General features: G+C 33.3%; 17 protein-coding genes, 2 pseudogenes and 1 riboswitch. Of the genes and pseudogenes, 17 read left to right on the forward strand and 2 right to left on the reverse strand.

Annotated features, from left to right (window positions below):
* Positions 1–549 precede the first annotated feature (549 nt).
* From abc-f to N784_RS14880, 14 genes and pseudogenes are all read left to right on the forward strand, one after another.
* Positions 550–2,421, forward strand: a complete 1,872-nt coding sequence (gene abc-f, locus N784_RS14825; RefSeq protein WP_036836150.1) for a ribosomal protection-like ABC-F family protein — start codon at positions 550–552, stop codon at positions 2,419–2,421.
* The gene (locus tag N784_RS16720) at positions 2,408–2,572 is read left to right on the forward strand and encodes a hypothetical protein (protein WP_156965286.1); all 165 of its coding nucleotides are present in this window, start codon (positions 2,408–2,410) and stop codon (positions 2,570–2,572) included. The genes abc-f and N784_RS16720 overlap by 14 nt, the downstream gene beginning before the upstream one ends.
* A 499-nt stretch (positions 2,573–3,071) precedes the next feature.
* On the forward strand, positions 3,072–4,076 hold the full coding sequence (locus N784_RS14830) for a ThiF family adenylyltransferase (protein ID WP_036836152.1): 1,005 nt from the start codon (positions 3,072–3,074) through the stop codon (positions 4,074–4,076).
* Complete coding sequence (locus tag N784_RS14835; RefSeq protein ID WP_036836154.1) at positions 4,054–5,382, forward strand: periplasmic substrate-binding domain-containing protein; 1,329 nt, start codon at positions 4,054–4,056, stop codon at positions 5,380–5,382. Before N784_RS14830 ends, N784_RS14835 begins: the two co-directional genes overlap by 23 nt.
* Positions 5,383–5,511: 129 nt before the next feature.
* Positions 5,512–5,739: a helix-turn-helix domain-containing protein gene (locus tag N784_RS14840; RefSeq protein ID WP_036836156.1), complete on the forward strand. Its 228-nt coding sequence runs from the start codon at positions 5,512–5,514 to the stop codon at positions 5,737–5,739.
* A 37-nt stretch (positions 5,740–5,776) separates the two neighbouring features.
* A complete protein-coding gene (locus N784_RS14845; RefSeq protein WP_084600294.1) occupies positions 5,777–6,079 on the forward strand; it encodes a hypothetical protein in 303 nt (100 codons plus the stop codon).
* 95 nt (positions 6,080–6,174) lie between these two features.
* Positions 6,175–7,368, forward strand: coding sequence for an MFS transporter (locus N784_RS14850; RefSeq protein ID WP_052127361.1), 1,194 nt, complete (start codon positions 6,175–6,177; stop codon positions 7,366–7,368).
* Positions 7,369–7,387: 19 nt separating this feature from the next.
* Positions 7,388–8,122, forward strand: a complete 735-nt coding sequence (locus tag N784_RS14855; protein ID WP_052127362.1) for a cupin-like domain-containing protein — start codon at positions 7,388–7,390, stop codon at positions 8,120–8,122.
* Between the two features lie 65 nt (positions 8,123–8,187).
* Positions 8,188–8,697 (forward strand): class I SAM-dependent DNA methyltransferase, encoded by a 510-nt coding sequence (locus N784_RS16100; RefSeq protein WP_052127363.1) that lies wholly within the window; start codon positions 8,188–8,190, stop codon positions 8,695–8,697.
* A gap of 143 nt (positions 8,698–8,840) precedes the next feature.
* Positions 8,841–8,956: pseudogene (locus N784_RS17205) on the forward strand (antirestriction protein ArdA); the annotation flags it as partial.
* Between the two features lie 426 nt (positions 8,957–9,382).
* The gene (locus tag N784_RS14865; RefSeq protein WP_232306041.1) at positions 9,383–9,721 is read left to right on the forward strand and encodes a hypothetical protein; all 339 of its coding nucleotides are present in this window, start codon (positions 9,383–9,385) and stop codon (positions 9,719–9,721) included.
* A gap of 111 nt (positions 9,722–9,832) precedes the next feature.
* Positions 9,833–10,822, forward strand: coding sequence for a hypothetical protein (locus N784_RS14870; protein WP_036836163.1), 990 nt, complete (start codon positions 9,833–9,835; stop codon positions 10,820–10,822).
* Between the two features lie 5 nt (positions 10,823–10,827).
* Complete coding sequence (locus tag N784_RS14875; protein WP_036836165.1) at positions 10,828–12,024, forward strand: ABC transporter permease; 1,197 nt, start codon at positions 10,828–10,830, stop codon at positions 12,022–12,024.
* Positions 12,025–12,687, forward strand: coding sequence for an ABC transporter ATP-binding protein (locus tag N784_RS14880; RefSeq protein ID WP_036836167.1), 663 nt, complete (start codon positions 12,025–12,027; stop codon positions 12,685–12,687).
* A 131-nt stretch (positions 12,688–12,818) separates the two neighbouring features.
* Here N784_RS14880 and N784_RS17300 read toward each other — a convergent pair.
* Positions 12,819–12,983, reverse strand: a pseudogene (locus N784_RS17300) (IS30 family transposase); the annotation flags it as partial.
* A 384-nt stretch (positions 12,984–13,367) separates the two neighbouring features.
* Positions 13,368–14,693 carry an aminotransferase-like domain-containing protein gene (locus N784_RS14885; protein ID WP_036836170.1) on the reverse strand — a complete coding sequence of 442 codons (1,326 nt, stop codon included), beginning with the start codon at positions 14,691–14,693 and terminating at the stop codon, positions 13,368–13,370.
* Between the two features lie 145 nt (positions 14,694–14,838).
* On the opposite strand from N784_RS14885, the gene N784_RS14890 reads away from it, so the two are divergent.
* The 3 genes from N784_RS14890 to N784_RS14900 all read left to right on the forward strand — a co-directional run bounded on the left by N784_RS14890 (position 14,839) and on the right by N784_RS14900 (position 18,375).
* On the forward strand, positions 14,839–15,765 hold the full coding sequence (locus tag N784_RS14890; protein WP_084600295.1) for a DMT family transporter: 927 nt from the start codon (positions 14,839–14,841) through the stop codon (positions 15,763–15,765).
* A 276-nt stretch (positions 15,766–16,041) separates the two neighbouring features.
* Positions 16,042–16,548: a CueP family metal-binding protein gene (locus N784_RS14895; RefSeq protein WP_036836172.1), complete on the forward strand. Its 507-nt coding sequence runs from the start codon at positions 16,042–16,044 to the stop codon at positions 16,546–16,548.
* A gap of 261 nt (positions 16,549–16,809) precedes the next feature.
* A riboswitch (purine riboswitch) is annotated at positions 16,810–16,911 on the forward strand.
* A gap of 120 nt (positions 16,912–17,031) precedes the next feature.
* Positions 17,032–18,375, forward strand: a complete 1,344-nt coding sequence (locus N784_RS14900; protein ID WP_036836175.1) for an NCS2 family permease — start codon at positions 17,032–17,034, stop codon at positions 18,373–18,375.
* Positions 18,376–18,677 lie beyond the last annotated feature (302 nt).

Here is an 18,677-nt window from a genome sequence, read left to right on the forward strand (position 1 = left end):
ATGATAGGTGTGGGCTATTTGACGCTTACTTATAGAGGCGAGTGAATAGAAAGAGAAATGACAAAGCCTAAGAGCTTATGAATATAACGAAAACTAGGAGAATGAATAAGAAAGGTCTATTTTAGAGATGTAAATAATGAAGATTTAAAATGAAAATCGGTAATTGTAATTTTCTCCTCTTTTGGATATCCTTATAGTATAGCCTGTGAGGATTAATTACTAAATTCAATCCTTTTTGTATTTACATAGCCTTTAATGAATCTGAGTGGGATAATCTTTTACATTTATCTGTTTTTATGGCTGGACTCTGGAATATATTATCTTACTTTTGCCAGGCACAATTTGCTATTATAGTTGAAAATTGAATACCAGGATAAAACACTGAAAAATATCTCTTAACCCACATGATAGTAGGAAGATTAAAAGGAGAGCATTTTCATACTTTAGTGAAAATAGAAAGTTAATTTCCGACTTAACTTAGTGAGATTAATTAGCACCTAAGGAAAAACATATCTTCTCCTAATTTTTTATTTTCGAGGAGGAATAATAATGATTTCGTGTAGCGTAAATAAAGTAGCTAAAATGTATGGAGGAAGCTATATTTTTGAGGATATATCGTTTGAGGTAAAAGAAAAAGAGAGAATTGGTCTAGTTGGCAGAAACGGTAGCGGAAAAACTACATTAATTCGTTTACTGGCTGGTGAGGAAACACCTGATTCTGGACAGATACACTGGAAGAAAGGATCAACCATCGGTTATCTTACACAAATTCCAGATTTTGATAATGAGACAAGTACAAAAAGTCTATTAAGTTCAGCATTCTATCCTTTACTCCATATAAAAGATAAAATGAGAAAACTGGAGGAAGAAATGGGGATAGAGACGGATTCAGATAAACTACAAAATCTCATTGTGGGGTACGGGGATTTACAGGAGCAATTCAATCTAGAAGGTGGATATGAGATTGAATACAATATTGAAAAAATTGCTCGGGGTTTAAATATTAACCACTTACTCAATCAAAATTTTTCGCAATTAAGTGGTGGTGAAAAAACAAAAGTTGGTCTCGCTTTAATGCTACTCAAAGAACCCAATTTATTATTGTTGGATGAACCGACCAACCATTTAGATTTAATAGCGGTTGAATGGCTAGGTAATTTTCTTAAGGATTATAGTGGAACTGTTCTTATTATTTCTCATGATCGTTATTTCCTAGATGAGGTTGTTAACAGAGTACTTGATTTGGAAGATGGAGAAGTAACTACTTACCACACAAATTTTTCAGAGTTTGTAAAAGAAAAGGAAGAGAAACTTCTAAGAGAATTTCAATCTTACGAGGAGCAGCAAAAGAAGATTAAGAAGATGAAGGAAGCAATTAAACGGTTAAGAGATTGGGCGAACAGAGCCAATCCTCCAAGCGCAAGTCTCCATAGACGCGCAAGAAACATGGAAAGAGCACTAGAAAGAATGGAAAAGTTAAATCGACCTGTAATTAATCGTAAAAAAATGAACCTAGAAATGAATATCTCAGATCGAAGTGGAAAAGATGTTATTAAGCTTACTAACGTTTCGAAAAGCTTTGATGAAGATCTATTATTTGACCAAGTTAAATTTGAAGTGGCTTATCAAGAACGTGTTGCATTAATAGGAGAAAACGGAACTGGTAAATCTACATTAATTAGATTAATTCTTAATCAACTTGAACCAGATAAAGGGAATATTCATGTAGGTAGCAATGTCAAAATAGGATACATATCTCAAGATATCTTTTCGTCCATTGCAGATGAAACTGTTATTGAAACATTTAGGGATGAGGTAAAGGTAACAGAAGGAGAGGCAAGACATATATTAGCAAGGTTTATGTTCTATGGATACAAGGTTTTCCAGAAAGTCTCTCAACTTAGTGGGGGAGAAAGAATGCGTTTAAGGTTAGCTCAATTGATGTACCAGGACATTAATCTGCTCATCCTAGATGAACCAACGAATCACTTAGATATTGAATCGAGAGAAGTATTGGAAGAAGCACTGGAAGACTATCAAGGTACCATTTTAGCTGTAACCCATGATCGTTATTTTCTCAATAAACTATTTGATAAGATTCTTTGGATTGAAGCAAAAAATGTTTTTTGCTTTGAAGGGGACTATAACTGGGCCAAGGCAAAAATATCAGAATTAAGAGAAGACTCACTTCAAGTAAGTGGAGAAAAAGAGACCGAAAATGCTGTAAGAAATCAATCACTAGTTAAAAATAAAACTAAGGTTAATGAAAAATTAGAGAAGGATTTGCTTTTACTAGAAGAAAAAATTGCTGAGTTGGATAGTATGCTGTTGGAAATTAAAGATATTAACCAATTACAACAAATATATAACGAAAAAGTAGATATGGAGAAAAAATGGGAAGCAATTTGTGATCAATTATAGCAATCAAAAAATGAATGCTGAAGGAATAATCCATTCAATTGTTAAATCGCTTACAGATAGTATCGTAGAAATATCGATTAGAAAGTTAACAAAAGAAATAGAGCAAATTATCCCAAATAACTTCAAAGTGAAGAAAGAATGCTACGTCTAAAATTGGTAAAAATATCCCTAAATAATTATCAGGACGACAATTGTTGTTCTGTAAATGCATTTTTTAACAGTATAGGCCACATCCCTAAAAGTTAGGCGGTAGTTTTTTTATGTTGGTTTACAGAATCAATACTTAAAATTTCGCCTCTTGGATGATCAAAAAATAAGATAACAATACCCAATCTAGCATATTTTCCTAAACGGATAAAATTCCGTAAACTAACTTTATTCCAAGAAGTAAAATTAGTTCACGGAATTTTATCCTTTTTTTTATTGATTAAATAACTAGAATTATTTGATAATTCTAGTTATTATGTGGTAACATAAAAATGTTCATAAAATTACTAAAAAGGAGGTACATAAAATGAAAATCGAAGAACTAGAACTAGATCGCACTGCAGAAATGCTTACTCATCGTACTTGATAGTTTATAGGCTGACGAGATTCTCTTTATTGAGATTCTCGTCATACCTCATCAATTGGGTAGGAGGTTAGCTAAATTGAAAAAGATTCAATTTAAAGATAGTGTAATGGTTTTAGAGTTGCTAGATGACGTATTAATTTCTCATCAAAAAGCTTTAAAAATCAATAAGAGTGACACTATTATGAAGGTAATAGATTTATTAAAAAAAGGTACTGCTGTTGAAGAATTGAGGAATTGTATCCCAAATGATGATGTAGTAAATTTAATTGAGAAGTTGAATGCAATAAACGCTTTGATAGAATCTTGGGAGAATAAATATAAAAATCAACATGTCGAAAGGCAACTATTTTATTGGGAGCAATACGATGACAACCCTAATATGCTTCAGAATAAATTGGAAGATTGTCGCGTGGCAATAATAGGATTAGGTGGAGTAGGCGGGGTGGTTCTCCAAAATCTTGTAGCCGCAGGGGTTAAAAACTATATTTTAGTTGATTACGATAAAGTTGAATTACATAATCTTAACAGGCAATATACGTACAATTTAGAATCAGTCGGAAAATTAAAGACAAGTGAATCTAAAGGTTACATTGAGCAAATTTCCAAGGATTCAAATGTTATTACTTTTAATGAACAAATACTCAGTCATAAGGACTTGAATATTTTAAACGACTTTCCGATTGATATTATTGTTAATGCGGCAGATCAGCCTTTTAACATTTCGGAAGAGATCTATTTATATTGTAAAAAGCGTAATATACCCTTCATTACTGGGGGATTAGGTATTTATAGTGGATCTTTCGGCCCTTTGTTAGATCGTTATTCCTATGAAAAACAAATAGCTTTTGAAACTGTAAATGATCCGTTAATAAAAAAATATTATAGTGGTTCTCCTGTAAAGGGATCAATAGGTACTACTAATAGTATAATCTCATCTTTAATGGCCCATAACATTATCCTTTATCTGATAGAAAAAAAGCCATTTGCTTACGAAAAGCAGGTTTCCTTGAATTTTAATAATTTATCATTCGACATAAGAGTATTTGAAGGGGAAAAGAATGAAAAATCTACGTACAGCTAAAAAAAGTAAAGAGGAAGTTATTATTGAAATTGACTCTCTACCTTTCAATTTCAACCCATTGATGGCGATAGACTATAACAGTAAGCTAGTCGCGAGTACCATGTACGAGCCTTTAATCTCAGATTTTAACTGTCACATTGAAAAGAATATTTCCCAAGGGAAATACTTTATAAGACTCTATGACAGTTATAGGGCAACCACACGGGATATTTATAATACTATTCTGTACCATTTGAACAAGGAAAATGGTAGTCCCTATAAAAAAGAGTTACTTCCCATTAAGGGCGCTATGAATTACATAAAAAAAGTTGTAGAAGTGGATCAGTTAGGAGTACACATTGAGGATGATAAAAATATGTGTATTGAACTAGAGCACGATATAGATTACTTTGAGCATGTACTAGAGGGGCAATTTCTTGTACCGAGTACTGGAGAAGGTATTCCCATTAATACCGGACCCTACAAAATGTTGCATACCACTGATACGTCTATATCATTGGAAAGAAATGATAGATATCATTTGACCACCGAATGTAGTGTAAAGTTATTAACGTTTTTGCTGAATCAAGATATTTATCGGAGCATGCATTTATATTTGCAGGGAAAGGTGGATATTACATGCAATACGCAATTCTTTCATGAAAATGAATGGGTAAAAGATTATGAGGATTTTCAGGAATATGATTTATCATTACTCTATTCTTTTGAAATTAACCGTAAAAACACTGGTTTAAAAAATCTAATTATGTATAAATATCCGAGGTCTGAGGTTTCAAAGCATGTTTATGGAAATTTAAAACCTATTAACAATTTATTAGGAGAAATCACCAAAAATGTAACCTATGATCAAGATCCTGAATTTGCCTCTGGTGATACTAATACCGTTAGCATAATTTATGCTGATTATTACCCTAACCATATATTAGTAGATCGATTAAAGATTATGCTTGAGAATCTTGAATTGAAAACTAAGATAACAAGGGTAGAGGATTTCAAAGAATACGTTACCATGGATAAGACCAGATATGATATAAAACTTCATTTATTTCTTCCAAATTATGATCACTTATCGAGTTTCTTTAAGTTTTTTATCAATGATATTGAAAGTGCTTCATTGAGAAGAAATTTAGTTGATTTGTACAACAATAGAAATAGAGATGAGTTGATAAGATGTTTTGAATCTACTACTCATTATATTCCTTTATTCCTAGGGAAATCTCAGTATTTAAAAGACCCACATATAAAAGGTTTTAAAATGAACAGAATTGGTTTATTATCCGTAGCAGAGTTGAGTTATGAAAATTAGTAAATTGGTGAGGTTTTAATTTTGGTCGATTGTATAATTAAGTGCAACAGCTTAAAAAATAGAAAGTCATCGTGATTCCGCGTATAGTTTAGGTTGACCAAAACACAAAACATGCGGAGGGAATGCACGATGACTCAAATTCATTCTAACATGAAAAAGCGTACCTATACACATTTAACCGATATTGAAAGAGGGCAAATTGCCGCATATTTAGAACAAGGACTGTCACTGAGGAATATTGCAAAGAAAATGGGGCGCGACGTAAGTACCATATCACGTGAAAAGAAACGAGGTAGCGTCCAACAAATAGATACCTTTCGCAAACCTTATACGGAGTATTTTCCTCCGTGTTTATGAAGAGAATCGCCGTCATTGCGGATCACATTCCACTATCATGAAGGCATGGGAATTTATCAAATTTGCGGAAGAGAAAATCCTGAAAAAGAAGTGGTCTCCTGATGCAGTTGTTGGCATTGCGAAAAGGAAGGAGCAATTTGAATACATCCCCTCCACAAAGACGTTATATAACTGGATTGACGAGGGAAAATTAACAATTGTGAATATGGATTTGGAAATGAAACTCCGCCGTTCAACCAAAGGAAAAAAATTCTCCAAGCACAACAAGGTTCACGGCATGAGTATTGAAGAACGTCCCAAATCCATTGAAACAAGAGAAGAATTTGGACATTGGAGATAGACACGGTTCTAGGCCACACAATCAACAAATTCCCCCTATATAGCAGAATCATTAAAGGTGTTGCACTTAATATTGCAATTTAGGAGGTTTTAATTTTGAGAAATAGAAACATACTTTATGCTACTGGGTTCATGGGGAATTTTTTCTTTGAAAGAGGAATTTGGATTTTATATTTAAGCAGTATGGGATTATCACTTTTTCAAATTGGAATTTTACAATCCGTACTCAGTGCTACCATGTTTGTGATGGAAATGCCCACGGGTGTCATTTCAGATAAAATAGGAAGAAAAAGAGCATTACTTCTGGGACACATATTTCTAATATTTTATTTTAGTGTGTTCCTAGTATCTACTGATTTTTGGTTGTTCTTTCTAGGGCATGTTTTTTATGGAATAGGATTGTCATTTATATCTGGCACGGATCAGGCTATGTTATATGACTCATTAAAAGAACAGAAATTGGAACATAAATATGGTAAATCAATTGGTTATTATAATGCATTAGTCATAACGGCCTTGGCCCTATCGATGGCTATGGGAGGATTTCTTTCGGAACTATCTTGGAACTATGTATTTGTCGCAGGGATTGTAACTCAGATTATTGCCATGATTATTAACTTATTTTTAAAGCCACCTTCTATAGTTGAATCTGGAGATGAGGGTGTATCTTCTATTAAAGACATCGTAGGGGAAGCGAAGGAATTTATAACTTTTAATGGGGCATTCAGATTTTTAGTAATATCTATATCTACTTTTGTTGCCATAACGTCAGTTTTTTATATGTACGGTCAGGAATTACTGAACCAACAGGGCATGAGTGTGAAAAACATTTCACTATTGTTTGCTGGTATGGCTATAATTCAAGCAGTGGTTTCAATTCTGTCTCCACAACTAGCAGATAGATACTCTGGAAAAAAGGTTTTAATAATAACGTTCTTAACCATTGGATTTTTGTACTTATTGATTCCTATAAATAACATTTTCTTATTGGTTTCTTTTATTATTATCAATTGCATGTTTGAAGCAGTTGGTGTTGTTTCAAGTAAAATTATAAATGATGAGTTGAACTCGAAAACACGAGCTACACTTTTGTCCCTCATAAGTTTGCTTGACTCAATCTTAATGTTCTTAGCGTTTCCACTTATAGGTTTTCTTGCAGGTTATGCAGATATCTCACTGATACTAACAGTAATAGGTGTTGCTTCCATTATTATTTCTTGTTTCACTCTGTTCAAATTTTATAAAATAAAGACGCTGCATAGTAATGAAAAAGTAAAAACAAATATTTAATAAAAACAGGAGGGTACTTATGCAAATTGAAAGAGTTTCCTTAAAAGAGTTAACTTACGATGGGTTTATGAAACATTTCGCTGACAAAAAACCTGTAATTCTTACGGGAGGCATGGAGGATTGGAAATCAAAAGATTGGACATTGGATTATATCGATAAAGTATATGGTGATAGAAAAGTAACTATCAGAAAGTCTGATATAGATGGAGTGAAGACGTTTAAACAAATCATGCTTTCAAATTATATCGAGAATATTGATAACAATCCAGATAATTGGTACTGCGATTGGGCCTTTAATGAATTGGGGCAGGGAGATTTAGAAGAAACGTACACACCACCTGAAATTTTCACTCGTGAAACGATAAGAGTAGATGAGAAAGAACAGAAACTTAAGTGGTTCTTTTTAGGCTCTAAAAATACAGCTACTCCACTTCATCAAGACTTTAATAGCACACATGCTTGGAATGCAATTATATTCGGATCTAAAAAATGGGTTTTCTTCTCAAATGAAGATACACCATACCTTTACAATGGAGACATAGATATGTTCGACAAAGAGGATATAGAAAAGAAAAGTTTGATTAATAAAGCTAATCCTATTTATGTGACACAATATCCTGGAGAGATTATCTATGCTCCACGAGACTGGTGGCATCAAGTAGTCAATATAGAACCAACTTTAGCTGTCAGTGAAAATTTCTGGTTTGAAAAAGAACTAGATACTCAATCTGAATTGAATATGGGGAGACATTAATTGAACTATACAAGGATGTATTTGTTGAATTTTATGATCAATATTTAACTGGTTTAGCAAAAGATATGGGGAAAGGAATCCTAAAATATTATGAGCAGTCAAATGGTACAAATAATAATACGATACTAGATTTATGTTGTGGTACAGGAACTCTTTTATTGAACTTTGCTGAAAATAGCTACCAGGGTATGGGTATAGATATTTCCGCAGACATGCTTGCGGTGGCTAAAGAAAATTTAGATGAGTACAGGGATAAGGTTAAACTTGTAGAGAGAGATGTAACTGAATTTGAAGTAACAAGTAAATATGATCTTTTTACCTCTACTGCCGATGCTCTAAACCATCTTCCGGATCTTAATGCTCTAGAAAGCTGTTTTAAGTGTGTTAAGGATGCAATTACCAATGAGGGACTTTTCATATTTGACATCAATACCCCTGGGGGAATTACGAGAGGGGAGGGTATGGCGCTTTTTGAAAACGAGTCAGTATTTGTGTTGCGAAATGAGTCGTTTGAACAGCTGAACAATAAAGGGATCAGCATAGTGTATGGAATGTTAGTTTCAGATTTAAATTAAAGCCGCTATTTAAGCTAATATCCTAATGAATCAAGTAGTAGACAATTATTGTTTACTGCTTTTTTTGTGCCTATTTTAAGGAAAAGAAGTGAAATGATATGGAAATGCAAGTTTTTATAAATAATCTCGGTAAATACAATGAAGGAGAAGTCCCTGCTAATCTACAAAACTATTTTGATTATGAAGCCTTTGGCGTGATATAGAAATTAAGGATAGCTTTCTTATTACGTCAAATGGTGTATTTGAATATGCTCAGTAAGTGGAAAAGCAGCTTATTATTCGTACAGGCTGCTTTTTCTATGGAAAGGATGATTTCATGTGAAAAAATTAAAAAGCTATACCCGTATTTGGTCAGTCGAAAAAGTGATCTGTTCCATTAATAATTTTTGATTACCTTTTCCTGTCACATTCAATCAAATGTCATGGTTTGTACTTTAGTAGTCGGTTTGACACATAGCTTAGGGAGCATAATTGACGAGCCAGGAAACCGATATCAAAGGAATATTGCTGCACTAAATAGCGGAGAGGCACTAAAATAATCACTCTTCAAAAGCTAGGGATAATAAACATTGTATGCCTCTAAGTACTAACTAGAATAACACTTTTTTATTTGATTTAGTACCGCTCCCCCTTAAAAATATTTACATTACAGAAAATATATGGTATAATCTGGAGGTGTTTGTTGATGAGAAAAATAAAATCAATTATCGTTACAGCATTGGTAGCAGTAGTAATATTGTCAGCAGGTTCTATTGCAGTACAAGGGTTGGGGCACCAGCATATTTCTAAGGGGTCTGGTACGAAAGTTTATATTCAGGGATATAATACTATAGGTCATAAAGGAACAGGTTTATATGGTACGAATAAAGAAAAGGTAGTAACTGGAGTTAAAGTAAGATTAAAAGAAGGCAAATTTAATAAAGCTGCTAACAATTATAAAAAAAAGGGCGGTTGGACGAAGAAGTTATCAAAATTTAACAATCCATTTCAAAAAGCTAAAACTTCTTATAGCTGGAGATATTAGTCTGGTAGTTTAGTTTGTAGTCTTTAAAAACGTATAAAGTACTGTCCAAAAGTCTTGTTGTTCTCAGAATGAATAAATTATTTCATGAATGAAAAAGTGAAGGAGGTAAATATGATACTAAATATAATCAAAAAATCATGGTTGCCTCTTTTTTTTACGTTAATTGTATTTAGTGTTATTGCTGGTGGAATTTCTATGATTTTATCTGTAGAGGAAAAAATGACAAATACTATTAATAAACACACGTATCGAATTAATCTGAATCAAAATGATACGGAAATATACTTTACAAACGCAGATTTATTATCATGGTTAAATAGACAAGTTAATCATTTTACATTTTATAAGAATATACCAGCATCTGATAGTCGCTTGAGCTATTCAAATGAAGGTTCATCTATATACAATGTAGAAAAAAACTCGGCTAATATTAATGTTTGGAATAAAGATGATCAAATCACTAAAAATGGAGAAAATTATTTTTATTTTGATCAAATGGAGTATGAAGTGGTCGGTTACCTTGATAGTTTTACTAATGTAATAGCAAGTATTATTCCTTCACTAGAAACCAATCCAACAGAACCAATGAATGGGCAATACTATATTGACGCTGGAGAAAAAAGTGAACTGCTCATACAAGATTTATTAACTGCAATACAAAAAATAAATAAGGATCCTGAATTTAGTTATGAAAAAGTGGAAAAAGAATGGGTAACTAATTTATTTAATCAAAGGTACGCGTTGCTTATATTCCTTGGATTTAGTACTCTTCTATTTGTTTCTGGATTTACTATTATACTTTCATGGGTAGAAAAGTATAAAAGAGAGATGTTTGTTAGGCGATTATCAGGAGCAGGTGAAACCCGTTTGTTACTAAGGATTTACTTCAATATGTTAAGTATCCGATTCATAGGTATCATGATTGCAAGTTTAATCATTTTTTTAGTTACTAATATTTTTCATTTATTACCTTATGATACGGTATTTCGTTGGGAATCGATCATTGTAGGTGTTGTGCTCTTCTTTATGATGGATATATTATACACTTTTCCTATGTTATTTATTAACCAAAAGAAACAATTAATTAAAATTATGAGGTAGTAAAAATGCCAGTTCAACTAAAATTTGCTTTGGGAGATATTTGGAGAAAAAAACTTTATTTCATTTCATTTTTTATTCAAATTATGCTTATCATACTATTGATTACAGAATGTTTTTCTTTGATATATAAAAAGCAAGAGGCCTTTTATCATTTATCGAAAGCATTTGATACATCGAATGCTTTTTATATATCAATGGTGGAGAAAGAAGAGTTTGTAGGTGGAGAACATGAAGAAAATATAATGAAAGATTTATATACTTATATAGATAAAAATGATAAGTATATAAGTTTCGCGAATATTGAAAATTATATAGAGATAAAAGATATTCCTAAAAATTCGCTTTCTGTCGAGGTGGAGCAAGGTCCTAGCAAAATTTTGGCTAATAAAACGCTATCGGTTTCACCTAATTTTATAAATGTATTTGATCTTTCCTTATCACAAGGAGAATTTTTTGATGCGAGTTGGGAGTATGTAAGCGATAAAAATATACCAGTTGTGCTTGGTTATTCATATGCAAAGTATATGGATATTGATGATGTATTTACTGACGTCGATAATCAAAAATATAAAGTTGTTGGTTTTTTACAAGATGGACAAACTTTTGTAGATGTATCATTTGGAGAAGGTGTTATTGGGTTAAATGATGTTATATTAACACCAATTGATGTTACAACATTTTACAATTTGTTTGTGGATGGAAATTATGCCTATGAAACCTATCTTGAAAATTCAACGATTATACTTAAGAATAGAAACGATATAAAAGAATTGAGAGATATTGCTAAGCATTCAAAAACATATAATTATAATTTTAATAGTGTGGAAGGCGTTTCTGGGTATATGGAAAAATCTACGCAAGAATCTGTAGGTGTGTTTTTATTCTTATTAATATTGATTATTATTTTTGCTTCAACACTAGTAATTATTAATACTTTGGAATTTATTAGAAAGAATATGAGAGAATTTAGCATTCATATTTTTGGTGGGGCGACCAAGAAACATATTGCACTACGGATTTTTTTACAAATATTTATAGTTTGGTTACTTTCTTTTATTATTTCTCTAATAATATCCAATCAAAATTTTATTGTATTAGGTGTTTCAGTAGTAATTTTATTACTTTGCTTAGGAGCATGTCTTCCTAGCTTTATTACACTTTTTAAACTTCAAATAAGCGATATATTAAGGAGAAAAGAATAAATGATCGAGCTGAAAGGTATTTCAAAGGTATATAACAAATCTAAACCTAATGAAGTGAAAGCTCTACAAAACATTAATTTAAAAATAGAGGCAGAAAGCATGCTGGCAATTATGGGGCCATCAGGTTCGGGGAAATCTACGCTACTTAATATATTAGGCTGTCTAGACGTGCCAACCGCAGGCATATATAAGTTAAATAATCAAGAAATACAATCTTTAAGTCAAGGAAAATTAGCTGCTGTACGAAACCGGCATTTTGGTTTTGTCGTACAGGATTTTGCACTAATTGAAGAATATACAGTTATGAAAAACGTTGAAATCCCGCTTCATTATAGTAAAAACAAAGCCAATAAAAAAGAAAGAATATTAACTTTGCTTGATACACTTGGTATGAAGGAAAAAGCGTCTGAATATGCATATAATTTATCGGGCGGACAAAGGCAGCGTGTAGCAATTGCACGCGCATTAATTAATAATCCAGATATTATTTTAGCAGATGAGCCGACCGGTGCATTAGATCAAGAAATGGGCGAGCAAGTATTATCTATTTTCAAAAGGATAAATAAAGAGCAGAATAAAACTGTTTTAATCGTAACACATGACGACAAGATTGCGAAACAATGTGAGGGAATAGTAAATATAGTAGATGGAAAAATATATTGAAGTTTATGCAGGTTCTCACTCAAAAAGGTCATGAGGTCATTTTGTGCATGATATATAGTATTTCAAGTATTAGAGAAATCCTATATACAGGTTGTTGGAAAAGTGTGATTTTTAAAATCGATCTTTTTTGGAATTAACCAATGATAAATCCAGCGGTAAATGGTTTTAAAGCTGATGGAACCTTGAAATAAACGACCGACAGTTTGTTATGGAGACTAAGTAAGCTCAAACTTTTCATTGATGATATGTGCAAGGTCTGGAGACCATTTACTAATACGTCCACACTGAATAGCCTTTAAAAACAACGATGTTGCTTCATCTTCCAAACCATTAAAATAGAGTGAGAGTAATTATAGGTGTCCTGAAACCCTTGGTATTACTAGGGTTTCAGGATTCTTTTTTTATAGTGTGGCACAGTTATGGCACACTTTGAAAAGTCGTCTTCATAAATTGGTTGCTGCTGTAATGTTCAATCTTTGTTTTTTCACTGGTGGCGATTTCATATATCCACTTTGCGATAGTTGGACCTTGTCGTCCAGGTCGTGTACTGCCAATAATAATGCCTATTTTAGTCATATATAAGATAATCTCCTAATGCTTGTTTAAATGTATTGTAATTGAAAATAAATACATTGTAAGAATAAAAAATAGACTTTGTATCGATACAAAGTCTATAGAGATTAAAGTTGTTTGCTGACATTCAGTGCGTCCTGAATCAGCTGAACACCTTCCTGAATTTTATTTTCCGGAATGCTCGTTGTATTTAATTTGAGAAATTTATAATTGTGTACGTAATCAGGTAAGTAATTTCTTTTGTAGTCATCCACTAAAATATGTCGTTTGATTAATGCATCATGAAGCCTATTCATATTAATGTGTTTCGGTAATTTAATCACAGTGTGCATTTGATGATTATCATTAAATGCATAACCTGATAAATGAGTACATAATGCGCGGCGTAGTATGTTGGCTTTTTGTCGATGACGTAGCACTATTTTGTCCTTATGATGCGCATACAGTCCGCTTTCGATAAATGTTTGCATAATCACCTGGCTTAAAGAATTAGTATGAATGTCAACAATCTCCTTAAAGCGCTGGAAAGTATCAATCAAGTGCTCTGGAAGTACTGCAATGCCCAAGCGTTGGCCGGGAAACATAATTTTAGAGAAACTTTTTAAATAAATCACGCGTTGGTTGGTATCCATTTCATAAAGTGTCTGGTAACGGTTGTTGCCTTCAAAATCACCTAAGTAATCATCTTCTATGATATGAAAATCAAAGGATTCAGCCAGTGCTAAAATTGTTCGCCTTTCTGCGTCACTCATCGTTGTACCAAGGGGATTATGGAGTCTTGGCATTAAGTAAACAAAGTCGGGGCGGTGTTCAGCGACTGATGCTTCAAATTCATTTAATTGAATTTGGTTAAACCCTCGATGATAGGTGACATACTTTAATGGCAGGCGTTCGACAAGGTTAATCATTTGATGATAAGTGGGTTGTTCAATTAGAATTTTGTTATTTTGTGTCATTAACATGAGCGAAATAATATGCAGTGCCTGCTGCGTGCCACTGGTAATCATAATTTGCTCTGTTTTAGTGAAAATTTGATCGTCTGACAATAGTTTTTGAAACCACAACTTTAGTTCTTTATTGCCTGTCGTTCGTCCATAAGTAAATAACTCTGTTTTTTCATTTTTGACAGCTGTTTCTAAACATTGGGCATAGTTATCTAACGGAAAATCTGTCCATGATGTTGACGCTGTAGAAAAATCATAGACCCCGTTAAATACATCACTTGTTTGCTTTCTTGAAATGATAAAATAACCGACATTTGGTTTCGCATAAATTCGGTTCGTATCTATTAACTGTTCCAATGCTTTTGTGATGGTAATTTGACTGACCTTAAAATCTTCCATTAATGATCGGACAGAGGGCAGTCGCTCTGGGTACATATTTTTGTCAATCCGTTTTAGTATTTCACCTGTCACCCATTGATGTTTGTTCATCGTATCCCATCCTCTCTGACTTTAACCTACCATTTATCCGTGTGTTGTCGTTATTGTTTTGTTTTGTGTGTATCGATACACAACTAAAAATAAAACCACTTTTTTTCTTTGTCTGCTTTTATTCTAAAAAAGAAGGAGGCGAAGAATGATGGGAAAAAATAAAGCATTACTGGCAGCAATGGTATTCTCCGTTATTATTGGATTGTCCTTTATGTTTGTTAAAATATCGTTATCTTACGAGGGACAATTACTTATATTGGCTCAGCGGTTCACATTTGCTTGTTTAGGATTGGTCATATTTCTTATCATCCGACCAATTAATTTAAGGTTAAACCGAAATGAAGTCATGATTGTTCTGTTGATTTCTTTATTCTATCCAATCATATTTTTCAGCAGTCAAATACTCGGATTGGATCAAACAACGGTTACTGAGGCAGGAATTATTCAAGCCATTGCACCTGCTGTTACTGTACTATTAGCCAGCATCTTTTTGAAGGAAACGGTGCGAAAAATGCAGGGGACAGGCATTATATTAAGTATTGCCGGCGTGGTTTACTTGCAGGTGATGAACGGCTCAGGTGGTTATAATTTTCATTTAATTGGAAACCTGCTCATTATCCTATCTATTTTGGCAACAGCAGTCTGGCAAGTAATGTCTAGAAGAGCGACACGAACCATCAAACCGATTCAAATTACAATTTATATCCTGCTGATTGGATTTATTTTCTTTAATGCAGTTTATTTTATCAGTGGTGGTTCATTCGGGGAGTATACCAGTGTATTGGCAGAGATGCCGTATTTAGGTTCCATTTTATTTTTAGGTGTTCTGTCAACGTTTGGCACATCCTTATTAACAATTTATGCGGTCTCAAAATTACCAGTGATTCAAGTCAGTGTGTTTAATAATGTTGCGACATTAATTACTATTCTTTCGGGTGTACTCATTTTAAATGAACCTTTTTATTACTATCATGTAATTGGTGCCATAGTAATTATTATGGGTGTGATTTTGGTTAATTCAAATAAGAACACAATAAGGAAAGCAAAGATGGCACAAAAGGAGCAAAGCTAGTTTAATAAGTATACGTCATTAATAAAATGATTAATGTTAATCATTGCTATGTTAGTAAATTTTGGATCGATACAACGCTCATTTTTTATTTTCAAAAATATTTTTGTTTTTATCATAAAAAGCTAAAAAATCATGTCATTCCTCTGAAAAAATTTGGATGCATGCTTTAAAAGCAGGTAGAACTCTAAGTAATTTATTAGGTTCATAAAATTGAGATAGTAATGAACATACTTTAATAAGAAAACTTGATATAATTAAATGGTAGGAGGTGGTTAAATGATAAAATATTTGATGCCAGCTTTGTTGAGTGTGATGGTTATTCTAGCAGGTTGTAGTAATGATTCTACTGAAAGTGAAACAGACGTTAAAGAATTAGTTTCGCAATTGAGTGCTAGTAATACCGTAGAATCTGCTTCAATAGATGGTAAGAATCTTGTTGTTCAGGATGGTGGGGAAGAGAATGTTTATAATCTTCCGCAAGACGAGTTTTTTGTATCAGTAGCTCCTTATCTTACGTATACGCATCCATGTGAATTCCATAGTTTAACTGGGTGCCAGGGTGAATTAATAGGTGAAGAAATGGATGTGAAAATTACAGACGAACAAGGTAAGGTTCATATTGACGAGACAGTGACGACTCTTGAAAATGGTTTTATGGATTTCTGGTTACCTAGAGATGAACAATATACAATAGAAGTTAATTATCAAAATAAACAAACCGAGTACTCTTTCTCCACTTTCGAAGAGGATAGTACTTGTTTGACAGACTTGCAACTAAAGTAGTATTTCCAGTTCGGATCTCTGAATGCTTTCAAGGTGTTCGGAGATTTTTTATATTTGCATTCAATAAGAATCACTTATAGATTTGTATGCTAGTCGTATAGATCGTCATATGAAATCCTAATTAAAATTTAGACTTCCTTCTTAATTTCATAAATTGCTCGCACATTTTAGGCGAACAATTAATGATTAAAAACTAATAATCGTTCGTGTTTCGTGTTGACTTCTTCAACAAGGCTTAGTACAATGAGAATGCAATAGATCATAAAATTATATGTAAACCGTCGTATAATATTAGGGATAAGGCCTGAGAGTTTCTACCGGACTACCGTAAATGGTCCGACTACGAGGTGAATTGCTTGTTTGATTGACTATGGTTTTTCTAGTGAATCAGCGATTTCCTTATAGGTGGCAAGAGACTCTAAGCTAAGTGCTAAGAGTCTTTTTTTGGTTTTATGAAACTTACGACGGGGGAGGGGTAACAGAATGAGAAATTATTTTAACTTTGATGAATTAGGTACGAATTATCGCACAGAATTTATGGCAGGTTTAACAACGTTCTTGGCGATGGCATACATTTTATTCGTAAACCCTAACACGTTAGCACTTGTTGGTATTGAGGAACTTCCAGACGGTGTCACAAGAATGGATCAAGGTGCAGTGTTTACAGCAACGGCAATCGCGGCTGCTATAGGATCGATTATTATGGGAGTATTTGCGAAATATCCAATTGGTTTGGCTCCTGGAATGGGATTAAATGCATTCTTTGCTTACACAGTTGTTTTGACACAAGGAATTAATTGGGATGAAGCGCTAGCGGGCGTGCTCGTTTCTGGACTTATTTTTATCGTTTTAACCGCTACTGGTATGCGTGAAAAAATTATTAATGCAATACCAGCTAATTTGAAGTACGCAGTTGGAGCAGGTATTGGTTTATTTATAGCATTTATTGGGTTGCAAAATGCGGGAATCATTGCAAGTAATGAAGCGACGATGGTTCAATTAGGTGATTTGTCAACTTCTACTACTTTGTTAGCCATCTTCGGTGTTTTCATTTCAGTTGTTTTACTTGCTCTAGGATTCAAAGGTGGAATATTCTTCGGAATGATTATCACTTCTTTCGTGGGGATACTAACTGGCTTAATTCCGAATCCTTTTGGTGTAGATGGTGGCGGGCTTGTATCTGCTCCACCTTCTGTAGCACCTACTTTCGGGGCGGCCATTGAAAACTTACCGTCCGTCTTAATGTCTGGTGAAATGTGGATCGTTATTTTAACATTTTTATTCGTTGACTTCTTTGACACAGCTGGAACGCTAGTGGCTGTTGCAACACAAGCCGGTTTAATGAAAGATAATAAATTACCACGTGCAGGTCGTGCGTTATTTGCGGACTCTGCAGCAACAGTAGCAGGTGCGGTTGTTGGTACTTCTACAACAACTTCCTTTGTAGAGTCAACAGCAGGAGTTGGTGCAGGTGGCCGGTCAGGTTTTACTGCTGTCGTAACAGGTAGTTTCTTTTTACTTGCGTTGTTTTTCTCTCCACTATTAATGGTAGTAACTCAAGAAGTAACGGCGCCAGCTTTAATTATTGTTGGGGTTTTAATGGCCTCTGCATTAAAGAATATTGAGTGGGATCAATTTGAAATTGCCGTACCAGCATTTTTAACTGTTCTCATGATGCCATTAACGTATAGTATCGCAACAGGTATTTCTATTGGGTTTATTTTTTATCCAATCACAATGGTGTTAAAAGGTAGAGTGAAAGAAATACACCCTGTTATGTACGTGTTGTTCTTTGTCTTCTTAGGATACTTTGTATTTCTAGTATAGTAATAGCCTTTTAAAGAGTAGCTTTCTTTTAGTTAATCATAGCTAAAAGAAAGCTTTTTTATATTTTTATATAAAATCTATTGCATTATAGATAGAATAGATGATATAGTATTAAACGTTGCGTTAAACAAAGCAACAACATGAAGTGCCGAAGAGAAATAACTTAAAAGAATTTCAAAAAAGTTATTGACTCTATTAAGAGGAAGTGTTATATTAATAAAGTCGCTGCTAAACAAGCGATTAAACGATTTGATCTTTGAAAACTGAACAGAACAACTTGTAAACAACCTGTTAATTTTTTA

Source organism: Pontibacillus litoralis JSM 072002, from assembly GCF_000775615.1.
GTDB classification, from domain to species: domain Bacteria; phylum Bacillota; class Bacilli; order Bacillales; family BH030062; genus Pontibacillus; species Pontibacillus litoralis.